This window comes from Aquimarina sp. 433 (assembly GCF_054054605.1).
This window is the reverse complement of the sequence record NZ_JBSWZK010000003.1, coordinates 266,247-279,289: the sequence shown is the minus strand read 5'-3', so window position 1 is coordinate 279,289 and position 13,043 is coordinate 266,247. Positions and strand designations below refer to the sequence as shown.

General features: G+C 32.5%; 13 protein-coding genes. 4 read left to right on the top strand and 9 right to left on the bottom strand.

The window, feature by feature from the left end; translation table 11 throughout:
• Window positions 1-18: 18 nt before the first annotated feature.
• From ACWNT5_RS07870 to ACWNT5_RS07840, 7 genes are all read right to left on the bottom strand, one after another.
• Window positions 19-876 carry a M57 family metalloprotease gene (locus tag ACWNT5_RS07870; protein WP_299608244.1) on the bottom strand — a complete coding sequence of 286 codons (858 nt, stop codon included), beginning with the start codon at window positions 874-876 and terminating at the stop codon, window positions 19-21.
• Between the two features lie 765 nt (window positions 877-1,641).
• Window positions 1,642-1,917 (bottom strand): ATP-dependent Clp protease adaptor ClpS, encoded by a 276-nt coding sequence (locus ACWNT5_RS07865; RefSeq protein ID WP_299608246.1) that lies wholly within the window; start codon window positions 1,915-1,917, stop codon window positions 1,642-1,644.
• Between the two features lie 57 nt (window positions 1,918-1,974).
• Window positions 1,975-2,814 (bottom strand): 50S ribosomal protein L11 methyltransferase, encoded by an 840-nt coding sequence (gene prmA, locus ACWNT5_RS07860; RefSeq protein ID WP_456517038.1) that lies wholly within the window; start codon window positions 2,812-2,814, stop codon window positions 1,975-1,977.
• A gap of 95 nt (window positions 2,815-2,909) precedes the next feature.
• Window positions 2,910-3,662: a triose-phosphate isomerase gene (gene tpiA, locus ACWNT5_RS07855; RefSeq protein WP_299608251.1), complete on the bottom strand. Its 753-nt coding sequence runs from the start codon at window positions 3,660-3,662 to the stop codon at window positions 2,910-2,912.
• A gap of 53 nt (window positions 3,663-3,715) precedes the next feature.
• Window positions 3,716-4,786, bottom strand: coding sequence for an ABC transporter permease (locus ACWNT5_RS07850; RefSeq protein ID WP_456517037.1), 1,071 nt, complete (start codon window positions 4,784-4,786; stop codon window positions 3,716-3,718).
• A gap of 1 nt (window position 4,787) precedes the next feature.
• A complete protein-coding gene (locus ACWNT5_RS07845; RefSeq protein WP_456517036.1) occupies window positions 4,788-6,524 on the bottom strand; it encodes a BT_3928 family protein in 1,737 nt (578 codons plus the stop codon).
• 91 nt (window positions 6,525-6,615) lie between these two features.
• Entirely contained in the window at window positions 6,616-7,158 is a 543-nt protein-coding gene (locus ACWNT5_RS07840; RefSeq protein WP_456517035.1) for a DUF1599 domain-containing protein, read from the bottom strand.
• Window positions 7,159-7,241: 83 nt separating this feature from the next.
• Between ACWNT5_RS07840 and folP the strand changes: the two genes are divergently transcribed.
• From folP to ACWNT5_RS07820, 4 genes are all read left to right on the top strand, one after another.
• Window positions 7,242-8,075, top strand: a complete 834-nt coding sequence (gene folP, locus ACWNT5_RS07835; RefSeq protein ID WP_456517034.1) for a dihydropteroate synthase — start codon at window positions 7,242-7,244, stop codon at window positions 8,073-8,075.
• A gap of 66 nt (window positions 8,076-8,141) precedes the next feature.
• Entirely contained in the window at window positions 8,142-8,918 is a 777-nt protein-coding gene (gene cdaA, locus ACWNT5_RS07830; protein WP_299608262.1) for a diadenylate cyclase CdaA, read from the top strand.
• Window positions 8,919-9,713, top strand: a complete 795-nt coding sequence (locus ACWNT5_RS07825; protein WP_456517033.1) for a DUF3667 domain-containing protein — start codon at window positions 8,919-8,921, stop codon at window positions 9,711-9,713. It abuts the gene before it with no gap.
• A 34-nt stretch (window positions 9,714-9,747) separates the two neighbouring features.
• Window positions 9,748-10,539 carry a DUF3667 domain-containing protein gene (locus ACWNT5_RS07820; protein ID WP_456517032.1) on the top strand — a complete coding sequence of 264 codons (792 nt, stop codon included), beginning with the start codon at window positions 9,748-9,750 and terminating at the stop codon, window positions 10,537-10,539.
• Here the strand turns inward: ACWNT5_RS07820 and ACWNT5_RS07815 are convergent.
• Together ACWNT5_RS07815 and truA are read right to left on the bottom strand one after the other, a co-directional pair.
• Complete coding sequence (locus tag ACWNT5_RS07815) at window positions 10,517-12,283, bottom strand: ABC transporter ATP-binding protein (protein WP_299608268.1); 1,767 nt, start codon at window positions 12,281-12,283, stop codon at window positions 10,517-10,519. The two genes, ACWNT5_RS07820 and ACWNT5_RS07815, sit on opposite strands and share 23 nt — an antisense overlap.
• Window positions 12,283-13,032, bottom strand: coding sequence for a tRNA pseudouridine(38-40) synthase TruA (gene truA, locus ACWNT5_RS07810; protein WP_299608270.1), 750 nt, complete (start codon window positions 13,030-13,032; stop codon window positions 12,283-12,285). Before truA ends, ACWNT5_RS07815 begins: the two co-directional genes overlap by 1 nt.
• Between the last annotated feature and the right edge of the window lie 11 nt (window positions 13,033-13,043).

Below are 13,043 nucleotides of genomic sequence, written 5' to 3'. Positions count from 1 at the left end.
ACGATAGGATTATTTTTTTTAGTACAAGAATTCTAATGCTACGATATCGAAGTTAGAAAATTCTCCATCCTCGCTTCCGTCGAAACAAGAAATCATTAAAGAACCAGAGTCTAAACCACTCTGTCCCCACTGGTTAGCAGAAGGCGTTCCTGGGATATTGATTGCACCAACTCCAGCAGTTCCTTCATTAGCTCCACCACATCTTCTACGAGCGTAGTCTGTGTGTCTGAAACCTAAAGCGTGTCCTATTTCGTGTCCAATAACGTGCTCATTAACGTTATTACTTGCGCTAGCCATACCACTTAAAATCTGGATAAACTTGAATGGTCTACCTCCTTCTGGGAATCCTGCAGAACCACCTTGTCCACCTTGTCCATTATCATATACTACCATATCAGCGGCTTGGAAATTCGTTCCAAATGTTAATCTGAAATTTAATGTAGTATTGATTCTATTATAGTTATTTACTGCCCATTGAAGACCCGTTTGCATTCTACTTGATAAAGCACAACAAGAACCAGTATAACCAAGAATATCAATAGTTCTGTTTCCAGAAGAAACTAAGTTGTTTGTTCTATATTGCTTGTTACCATCTTCAGTATCTCCTAATGCATAACCTCCAGATTTAAGAATATCTTCAAACAACGTAATATCACCAGAAGTCACCACTCTTTGGGATTCTCCGGTCAATGGATTAACTAAATCTTTGATATAAGCGTCACCAGGGTTAACACCTGCAGCTAACATCTTGTCTTGAAGATCTTTACTAAGCTCTATTGATTCTGGTTGAAGATCGTTATTAATTTCGTCTTTTTGGCAAGATGTGATTACACCAGCCGCGATAGCGCAAAGCGCTAATACTTTGATTTTTTTCATTTTAAAAAAGTTGAGTTTGTGTAGTTACTTTTTTCTAAAATAGATTCTCATAAGTAAACCTATTTTATTGCTATTAATTTAACAAGCTTTGAATCTTTTTAAATTTAAAGCGGGTTGAAGATATGATAATTTTTTGGATATATCAGTTAATTCCTTAAACTATTCTCTATCAATACTTAAAAAGGATAAATTAAATGCAACAAAGTTGCGAAAAATCTAACAAAACCTCGTCTTTAATTCACACAATATAACCGATGAAGTGCACTTGAAATTTTACAATAAATTAACAAAACTAAGGACGCAACAATGATATTTCGAACGATGTTAAATAAATGTAAACAAAAATCACACTTATAACAATTGGAAGGTTTTTTCCTACATGTCATAAATTTTTAACTAAATAATGTTAAAAATTTATTAACATCTATTTATTGATGACTTTTTGCAAAAAAACTTAAGAGTACACCATCATTCTTTTTTCAATTAGCTTAAGGACCGAACACATAATAAGCATAAAAAAACCAACCGAAGTTGGGTTTTCATAATTTTTACACTCTGATTATCAGACCAAAAAAGGTAATAAGATCTTAGTATAGATAATTCAATGCTGCAATATCATTACTATTAAACTCTTCAGCAAGGCTTCTATTTTAACTAGCTAATATTAAAGAAGGAGTTATAATTTACTCCAACAAAATTTTAATTTCAAACAAAAAAACGCTCAATATTAAAAATATATTGAGCGTTTCTTTATAAATATTTTTGTTAAACAATTTCTGCACTTAAACCAGCCTGAAGCAGCTTCGAACATCTGGGCACTAATTCTTCATAAGCACCAGTTTTTACCGTGCATTTTCCTTTATAATGTACCAACATCGCACATTGTTCTGCCTGAACCGGAGTATGCTCACACGTATAAATCAGAGTCTCTATAACATGATCAAAAGTATTTACATCATCATTATAGAGAACAATTTCATTATTATTTTGTTCTGTGGTTTTTTCTAAAACTTCTTCTAAAACCTTTTCTTGTGTGCTCATCTCCTTATTTTTATACAAATATACTATTTCATACAGAAAAACGAATCGTATATTAGATTATTTTAACTTGTAACAAGCTGCTACCCAATTGTTTCTATCCAAACTATTTACAAACTCTAAATTATTAGCATTGCATTCTTTAGTAATTAGCTCTAAATCTTCGCTATAAAAACCGCTTAAAAAAAGTTGTCCGTTGGATTTTAGTGTTTTTGCATATATAGAAATATCTTTCAACAATATGTTTCTATTAATATTAGCGATCACTACGTCATATTTTTTATCTTCTAACAAGGAAACGTCACCTTCATATGCTGTAATGTGTTTGCACTGATTACGCTCTACATTTTCTACAGTGTTCAAATAGCACCAATTATCAATATCAATTGCATCGATAGGTTGTGCACCACGCATCTCTGCTAAAATAGCCAAAACACCTGTACCACAACCCATATCCAACACTTTTTGATTTTCTAAATCAGCTTTCAGTAAATGTTGGATCATCATATGTGTAGTCTCATGATGCCCTGTTCCAAATGACATTTTAGGTTCTATCACGATATCATACATCACATCCGACTTTTCATGAAAAGGAGCTCTAACACCACAAATATCATCCACTACAATAGGATTAAAATTCTTTTCCCATTCTTTATTCCAATTTACCTGTTCTATTTCTTTGGTTGTATAAGTAATCTCGAATTCATCCGAATTTAGAATATGGATGTTGTCTAAAATATGCTCATTCCACTCTGGTTTTTGAATAAATGCTTCCACTCCAGTTTCTGTTTCCACAAAACTTTCAAAACCTGCATAACCTAACTCTGCAATCAGAATCTCTGTAGCTGGTTGTAATGGTTGTATGGTAAAGTAATATCCTATATATATCGGTACTGTCATATGCTAAAAATTAAAGCGCAAAGTTAATCTTTTGTTCAACAAAAAAGGCATTCGTTTTAGCGAATACCTTTCTGTTTTATAATAATATCTAGTGTTTAAAAAGAAGTTGCAATCGCAGAGAAACTTTCTGCATCTAAAGAAGCTCCTCCTATTAAACCACCATCAACATCTGGTTTAGCAAAAATTTCTTTGGCATTATTTGGTTTCACACTACCACCGTATAATATAGAAACTTCTTCTGCAATCTCTGCTGTATATGCTTCTGCAATTGTTTTACGTATAAATGCATGCATTTCTTGTGCTTGTTCTGGACTTGCAGTTTCACCTGTTCCGATTGCCCAAACGGGTTCGTATGCTAATACTATTTGTTTCCAAGCTTCACTATCCAACTTAAATAATGCATTCTTTAACTGACTTTCGACAACATTAAAATGATTATCACTTTTACGTTCTTCTAATTCTTCTCCAAAACAAAATATAATTGTCATACCATGTTTTAAAGCAGTTGCAACTTTTTCAGCCAACAATTCATCCGTTTCTCCAAAATACGCTCTTCTTTCGCTATGACCTAAAATAACGGTTTTTACACCAATACTACTTAACATATCTGCAGAAATCTCTCCAGTAAAGGCTCCACTTTCTGCCTGATGCATATTTTGTGCTGCCACCCCAATATTGGATCCTTTTAATTCTTCAAAAGCATAATACAGATTGGTGAAAGTTGGTGCCACTATTACTTGGGCTTCTGTTGATGTGTTTAGTTTTTCTTTTAACTCAGAAAGTAAAACTCCAGTATCGGCAAGGTTTTTATTCATTTTCCAGTTTCCTGCTACAATTTTTGCTCTCATTAATTTTAATTTATTTGTGTGGTTTTTATTTGGTTACATTTTTAACACTATCGTTATGCTCTAATTCTGGGATCTAACCATTTATAGATAACGTCTACAAATATATTGATTAGAATGAATACAGAAGAAATTACAATAACCGAACCCATAATTATTGGAAGATCCGAAGTATTTAGGGCATCTACAATTTCTTTCCCTAGTCCATTCCATCCAAAAATATATTCTACAAAAACAGCTCCTGCTAACATGGATGCAAACCATCCAGAGATGGCGGTCACTACAGGATTTAATGCATTCTTCAATGCATGTCTGCGGATAATCTGAAATAGAGACAAACCTTTTGCTTTAGCGGTTCTTATATAATCCTGACTCATTACTTCTAATAAAGAATTCCTCATTAATTGAGTCACTACTGCCAGTGGACGAACTCCCAATACGATTGCTGGTAATAGTAAGTTTTTCCATTGAATATATGTTCCTTCTCCAAAATCATCTACCTCATACAAACTACCTGTCATGTTTAAATTGGTGTATTCATGTAATACATAACCAAACAACCAAGCAAAAATTATAGCACTAAAAAAAGAAGGAACACTCATACCGATGGTACTAATCAATTGCAATAATCGATCTGGCCATTGATCTTTGGTCAATGCACTAATAATACCCATAGTAATCCCCAATAAAATAGCTATAAAAATTGCAGAAACAGCTAAAACCACTGTATTAGGTAAGGTTTCTTTAATCACCTGACTTACCTTCTTTCCGTTTTTCTGAAAAGACTCTCTTAAATAGGGGTATTTCAAAACCATATGTACATTACCGATGTTTAATAAAGATGTTCCAACATACTTTTTTGTATCGAAATAGGAAAAGTCATCCTTTTGAGTACTATGAAAAGAAATGGGAGACAGATCATTTAGATAGTATCGATATTGTGTTGTCAATGGCAAATCAAAGCCATATTTCTTATTGATAATATCTAACTGCTCCTGATTTTCGTTTTGCCCCATCATCATCTGAGCAGGATCACCAGGAAGAATTGTAAATAAAAGAAAGATTACTGTTATCACTCCTAATAAAGTAAGTAATGCATACCCTAATTTATAGAAGTAGGAAATCATATTAGTTTGACTTTTGCTTTAATTGCTCTACCTCTTCTAAGGTATAAACTTTATATTCGAAAGTATCGCCATACAAAAGCTTGGCGTACTCTTCAATGGTAGTATTATATCCTGCTTTTACTCTTCTTTCATTCACATTTTCCGCATCTTTTATGGGCCAGATAATATCAATTGGTTTATTGGTATCAGAATTAAATGTCATTCCTTGTGTACCATATACTTGCTCTTCTCCTTTACCCATCAAATATCGGTCTTCCATCATTGCTACAAGTCTAAAAGGAATTTCTTCTTTTTCTCCAGCTTCTTTAATTAAAGGAAGGTATTTATCTATTCTATCAGAATGTTGAATTACATACCAAGCAGCTTTATTTGTAGGTTCGCCTACAAGAGATTTACCAGGATACCCATATTGCTTAAATACCTGCTCTATATATACTGTATTCGAAGAATCAATTTTATTTTGTTGGAACCAATAATCACTCAAAGCTTCTTCCTCAGTAGCTCCTACCAACTTCGCAATACTATCTCGTTCTTCAACTGTTTTAGCTTGCATTAATTTTCTAAACTTCTGATCTAGTTTAGCAATACTATCTAATTTAGACTTTAGTTCTGCATTTATTCTAGGCCTGGAAGGTGTTACTTTATCTAAAATCAGCTGATCGGCATCATTCCAATGTAGTTTTTCGGTAATGGTTCCCTTATTCAACTTCACAATTCCAGGATTGGATCTTAGAATTGTTTTAAGCGCTGTCTCATCGGTACTATAAAAATCGAAATTAAGATTATAGGTTTCTTTTTTCTGTGCTACTGCTTCAGGAGATGAGGCTGTAAGCCCTATCACATCATACCCTTGAGCCATTGCTTTATCTGTTAATCCCTTGATAACACTCATTCCTTCTCCTTCACTCTTGGAAAGATTATACATTACGATAAGAACCACATTTTCCTTTTCTAAAAACTCGGCGGTGTAATCATTTCCATCTTTTTCTATCGCAAAATCATGAATTGGTGGAATGTATCCCTCCTCGATCATTTTAGTTTCTACCCCAATATATTTGCCATCTACCTGAGGATATTCTCCGCTAGTTTTGATAATTTCTTCTTTTCCATTTACATCAAACTTCCACGAATATTCAAATTCTGCTTCAGGAGCTCCTTCGGGCACTGACATTCCTTCTTCTATATTAGTTCCAATTTTATACGCTCTAAAATCGAAAGTTGGTAAATGCATTAGTACATGATAAGAGAATGCCAAACAAGCTGTAAAGGATACAAATACGATCCACTTATGTGAATTCTCTGGAAGAATAGGTGTAATATATTTTCTTCCGAAAAACAAAATAAGAATGAACACTAAGAGAATCACATCTTTTGTAAACGATTCCCAAGGAGTTAATGGAAGTGCATCTCCAAAACACCCACAATCTGTTACCTTATTAAAATAAGCTGAATAGAACGTAAGAAATGTAAAGAAAACGATCATGCCTAATAGAGACCATACCGTAAACTTTGGTAAATATCCTAACAATAAGGTGATTCCGACGATAATTTCAAAAATACATAGAAACACTGCTAGCAATAATGCAATCGGAATCAAAAACTCCATATTTAAAACGCCTTCACTGAAATATTCTTGCAATTTATAAGAGAACCCAAGTGGGTCATTTAGCTTAATAAATCCTGAAAATAAGAAAAGTGCTGCTACAAATATTCTGGAAAAACCAACTAGTATTTTCATCTTTAATATGGAGATTATAAGTTATCGCGAACAAGATAAAGGGTTTATATCTTGTTATTTTTAGTTTAACAGTATTTTATAAAATCAAAAATTAATTTGCTTCACCCAAATGAATCATCGCAAATACGGCGTAATTAATCATATCCTGATAATTTGCATCGATCCCTTCACTTACTAAAGTTTTACCTTTATTATCTTCGATTTGTTTTACTCTTAATAGTTTTTGTAAGATTAGATCGGTAAGAGAACTTACTCTCATATCACGCCAAGCCTCGCCATAATCATGATTCTTATTCATCATCAATGTTTTAGTAATATTGATATGCTTATCATATAATTCTGTCGCCAAATCTACAGATAAATCCGGCTGATCTACCACTCCCTTTTCTAATTGAATCAAAGCCATTAAGCTATAATTAATGATCCCAATAAACTCAGAAACTTCTCCCTCATCTACCTTTCTTTCTTTATTTTCCTGTAGCCCACGAATTCGTTGTGCTTTTATAAAAATTTGATCTGTAAGTGATGGTAATCTTAAGATTCTCCAGGCACTTCCATAATCTTTCATTTTCTTAGTAAATAAATCACGACATTTGGTGATTATTGCGTCATATTGGGTAGACGTATCTTGCATATAACTGTTGAATTTTGCGTAAATTTCGCTTTAATATGGCAATTATACCAAATAAACATTAAAAATATAGCATAAACCTTTCTATGACTATCAATTGCAAAGGGTCTTTAATTGATCTCAGTTCCCCGAAGGTAATGGGAATTTTAAACCTAACTCCAGATTCTTTTTATGACGGAGGAAAATATAAAGATGAATCACAAATCTTATTGCAGGTAGAAAAAATGCTGCAAGAAGGAGCTACATTTATTGATCTTGGAGCTTATTCTTCCAGACCAGGAGCAGCTCATATTTCTGTTGATGAAGAAGAGAAAAGAGTCTTACCTATTGTAACTTTAATTCTTTCTAAATTTCCAAATGCCATTTTATCCATTGACACTTTTAGAAGTAGTATCGCCACAAAATGTATTGATGCTGGAGCGGCAATTATAAATGATATCTCAGCGGGCAATCTTGATAGGGATATGATTGGCATTGTAGGTCAATTAAAAGTCCCGTACATTATGATGCATATGAAGGGCACCCCACAAACCATGAAATCACTAAATCAATATTCGGATTTGGTGAAAGAAGTTCAGTTTTATTTTTCTCAAAAAGTAGCAGAAGCAAGACTAGCGGGTATCAACGATATTATTATAGATCCTGGCTTTGGATTTGCTAAAGATATTGATCAGAACTTTGAACTGCTGAATAAATTAGAACTACTACAGCTACAAGAACTTCCCATCCTAGCGGGTGTCTCTCGAAAATCGATGATATATAAAACTCTGAATAGCACTCCTTCTGAATCGCTGAATGGAACTACTTCTCTCAATACTATTGCTTTGTTAAAAGGAGCTTCTATATTAAGAGTTCATGATGTAAAAGAAGCTATGGAATGTGTAAATCTAGTAAACAAATACAATAATTTTACAGATTAATCATTTTGAATAAAAGATCTGAAACAGAGTTTCGCTAATTTTTCTATTTTTACAAAAAGACCGCCTTTGGATTTAATCAATGTTAGAATATTAGATATCCTAGATATCGTGTTGGTAGCACTGCTACTCTACTATATGTATAAATTGGTTAAAGGTACTGCCGCTATCAATATTTTTATAGGAATCGTAATGATCTATCTTGTCTGGAAGCTGACTCAGTTTCTAGCAATGGAGATGCTTAGTAGTGTTTTAGGCGAGTTTATTGGCGTAGGGATGTTTGCGTTGATTGTTGTTTTTCAGCAAGAGATTAGAAAATTTCTTCTTATGATTGGATCTACAAACTTTGGTAGAAGAAGAAAATTTTTGCGACAATTAAAATTCATTAGAGACACTCCAGAAGATAGTGTAACTGATGTGGGTGCTATTGTGAGAGCCTGTCAGAAAATGGGAGATACCTTTACGGGAGCATTGATTGTAATTAAAAGAAATACCGCATTAGACTTTGTTAAAAACACAGGCGATGAACTCGACATATTGGTTAAAACACCAATAATAGAAAGCATTTTTTATAAAAATAGTCCATTACATGATGGAGCTATGATAATTGAAGACAATAGAATTGTTGCTACTCGAGTAATATTACCAGTTTCAAACGACAGAGACATCCCTTTACGATTTGGATTAAGACACCGTGCTGCCATAGGAATTACCGAAAAAACCGATGGATTAGCTATTATTGTAAGTGAAGAAACTGGTCAGATATCTTATATAAAAAATGGTGAATTTGTCATCTTTAAAACACCAGAAGAATTGATTGAAAAAATAAAGAAAGATCTACAATAGATGGACAATAAACTTAGTAACCTTAAATATTGTAAGAACTGTGGCTTCGAAATTGCCAACTTTCCCTTTTGTCCAGAATGTGGTGCTAAAAAAATTACGAAGCGAATTACTTTTAAAAATTTAACTCAGGAATTTAGTGATCGTTTTTTAAACTTAGATAATTCTTTTATTAGAACATTCGTTCATCTTTTCACAAAACCAAAGGATGTAATTGATGGTTTTATTAATGGACTTAGAAAAAGGTATATAAACGTTTTTAGTTATTTTGCAATTTCTCTTACCATAGCAAGTTTATATACATTTATTCTAAAAAAATACATGGAGGATATCTTTGCGAAAACAATGGTCTCCGAAGAACAACTAGAAGTAAGTAAAATAGCATCTGATATTTCTTTTGAATACCAATCTGTTACCTCTTTCTTAACAATTCCGATATTAGCCTTAATCTCTAGGCTAGTGTTTTTAAATTATAAAAAGTATAATCTAACGGAACATTTGGTTATTCATCTATACGCTTATTCACACATTACCATGGTAATAAGCTTCATAACCTTGCCTATACTTTTAACTATTGAGAATCTTTATCCAGTACTATGGGTTCAATTCTCTGCTTCTATATTCTACATCGCATATGTTTTAAAGAAGTTATATGACTTAAGTTGGAAAAAGATCATTTTAAAAACACTATTGTTTTTTGTAATCATGAGCATATTATTTGTTATTTTCTCCATTGTTATTGCTTTTATTATGATACAAAGTGGTGTAATGCCTATCGACGGAAGCTCTTCTATTTAAAACATCAAATATTTAAAAATCACCTAAGAAATAAATGGATAAAACTGTTACAGTTTCTAATTGCAAGAACTGCGGATATAATGTTGAAAATGTAAACTTTTGCTCTCACTGCGGAGCTAAAAAGATTACAAAAAGAATTACCTATAAAAATTTAATTGCTGAAATAACAGAAGTATATCTAAATATTGATGGTACCCTTATAAAAACCATTAAGGACTTAACAATAAAACCTCACATTGTTATTAATGACTATATCAATGGAGTTAGAAAAAAGCATTTAAACTTACCATCATATCTGTTATTATCTCTTACCCTATCTACTCTTTTAAGTTTTATAAAGGAGAAAGCATTTAACATTGCTTCCGAAATAGATAAAAGTGATAAAAATTCTGAGGTAGTAGAGTTTTTAAAAGAAACGGTAGAAAAATTTCCAACCTTGGGATATTTTATCTTAATACCTCTGTTTTCACTCATGTCTCGCTTTGTCTTTAGAAAATACAGAAAGTACAATTTTCTAGAACACAACGTAATCAATGCGTATCTCATAGCTCATATTACCATACTTACTTTTATACCCTACATTATTACTTTTTGTTTTGGAGACTACGTAGAGGAGACTAGTTCTATATTTTTATTAATACAACTTATTTATGCAACCTTCTTGTTCAAAAACTTATATAATATTAGTTATTGGAGAGTCATAATTAAGGGTTTTGTTGGATTTCTATTAATAAGTTTAATAGTGTTTGGAATTGCGATTACCGCAGGAATAGCTTCTGGAATATTAGAAGAAAGCGGTTTAATTAAACCTCCCTCATTTCACTAAACTGCACGTCGTAGAGGTTTTTATAATACCCATTTTCTACTTCTAGTAGTTCGTTATGGTTTCCTTGCTCTACAATTTTACCACTATCCATTACAATAATTTTATCTGCATTTTTGATGGTAGCTAGTCGGTGAGCAATTACTATAGAGGTTCTTCCCTGAGTAATTTTATCCGTAGCATCTTGGATCAGTTGTTCGCTATGCGAGTCTATAGAAGAGGTAGCTTCATCCAACACTAAAATTCCAGGGTTGGTTACATACGCTCTTAGAAAAGAAATTAATTGTCTTTGCCCAGAAGAAAGCATTACACCTCTTTCTTTTACATTATAATGATATCCATTCGGAAGACTTTTTATAAAATCATGGATTCCTATCTCTTTAGCAGCTTTTACCACCCTTTCTTCTGTGATATCAGGATTGTTTAGTGTAATATTATTAAAAATAGTATCTGCAAATAAAAACACATCCTGCAACACAACTGCAATATGATTCCTTAAGGATTTTAAATCAATATCATGAATGTTTGTGCTATCAATAGAAACAACTCCATCATCTATTTCATAAAACCTATTTAGTAAATTGATAATGGTAGATTTTCCAGCACCAGTAGCTCCTACAATCGCTACGGTTTCTCCTGGTTTTACTGAAAACGAAATTCCTTTTAAAACCTCTTCGTCCTCAACATAACTAAACCTTACATCTTCAAAATCAATTGCTCCTTTTATCGTTTCAAGCTCTATTTGTCCAAAATCATTGATCTTAGATTCCGTATCTAGAATAGCAAACACTCTATTTGCCGCTACCATACCCATTTGTAGTGTATTAAACTTATCTGCAATTTGTCTCAGAGGTCTAAAAAGCATCTGTGAGAGTTCTATAAAAGCAATCACTACTCCTAAGGTAATTACATCTCCTTGTGCAGCTTTTAAACCTCCATACCATACGATCAATCCAGTAGTAATCGAACTCGACATTTCTGCAATTGGGAAAAAGATAGAATTATACCACACAGTTTTTATCCAACCTTTTTTATGCTTTTCATTAATCTCTTTAAAACTATTATACTCTATTTCTTCTCTGGTAAAAAGCTGAACAATCTTCATTCCTGTTATTCGCTCTTGTACAAAAGAATTAAGATTAGAAACTTGCGTTCTTACTTCCTCAAACGCTGTTTTCATTTTTCTTTGGAAAACTCTGGTAGCAAAAACAATAAAAGGTAATACAGCAAGAACAATTAATGTAAGTTGCCAACTGTAATAAATCATGAAACAAAGAATCACAAACATTTTAAGCAGATCACTAATAATCATGAAAAGTCCTTGGCTAAAAATACTTGCTATGGTTTCTATATCACTAACCGCACGAGTAACTAATCTTCCCACAGCAGATTGATCATAATATTGTTTTTTAAAACTCAACATATGATCAAAAAGTTTTACCCTTATATCTCTTATAACTTCTTGCCCTAACCAGTTTGCAAAATAAATAAACAGAAATTGAAACACTACTTCTAACAGCAATACTCCTAGCATTAAACCAATGTAAAACAAGATTAAATTACCGTCTTTAGGAATAAAACTTTTATCAATCGCTTTTTGCAGCAGTAGCGGTCTTAGTATAGCAAATCCTGACAACAATATTGCAGATAGCGCTACGAAATAAAAGGTAAATCGATAAGGGTTTGTATACCCTATCAATCTTCTGAATAATTTAAAATCAAATGCTTTTCCGCTTTTTCCTGCCATTATTGTGTTAAGTATATAGTATTGGGATATGCTACTTTTGTCAAATATAATCCATGAGCTGGTACAGAATACCCAGCTTCACTACGATTTTCACTTTTTATAATTTCTTTTAAATCTTCAAGATCTAATTTATGTTCTCCTATTTCTACAAGAGTTCCTACGACAGCCCTAACCATATTTCTGAGAAAACGATTAGCCGTAATCTTAAAAATCAACAAACTACCATTTCTTTCCCAAACAGCATTTGTAATAGTACAATTATACGTTTTTACATCGGTTTTGGACTTACTAAAACATTTAAAGTTCGTATAGTTTAACAGTAATTTAGCAGCTTTATTCATTAAATCTATGTCCAAATCCTTTTTAAGATAGTAAGCATGATTTATACTAAAAGGATCTTTTTCTAAAGTAATAATGTACTCATATGACCTACTCATAGCATCGAACCTAGCATGCACCTCTTCTTGCACTAAATATATCTTTTGAATTGCAATATCTTTAGGAAGAAGAGAATTAAGCTTATAACATAATTGGTCTACATCGATATCCTTTTCATAATCAAAATGCGCCATAATCTGTTTTGCATGAACACCTGCATCTGTTCTTCCTGCTCCAACAATCTCTATTTTTGCTTTTAATAATAAGGACAAAGAACTTTCTAACACCTCTTGTATAGAAATTGCATTAGGCTGTCTTTGCCAACCATGATAAGAAGTTCCTTTATAAGAAAGTTCTAAAAAATATCTCAAAGCTTTATTCT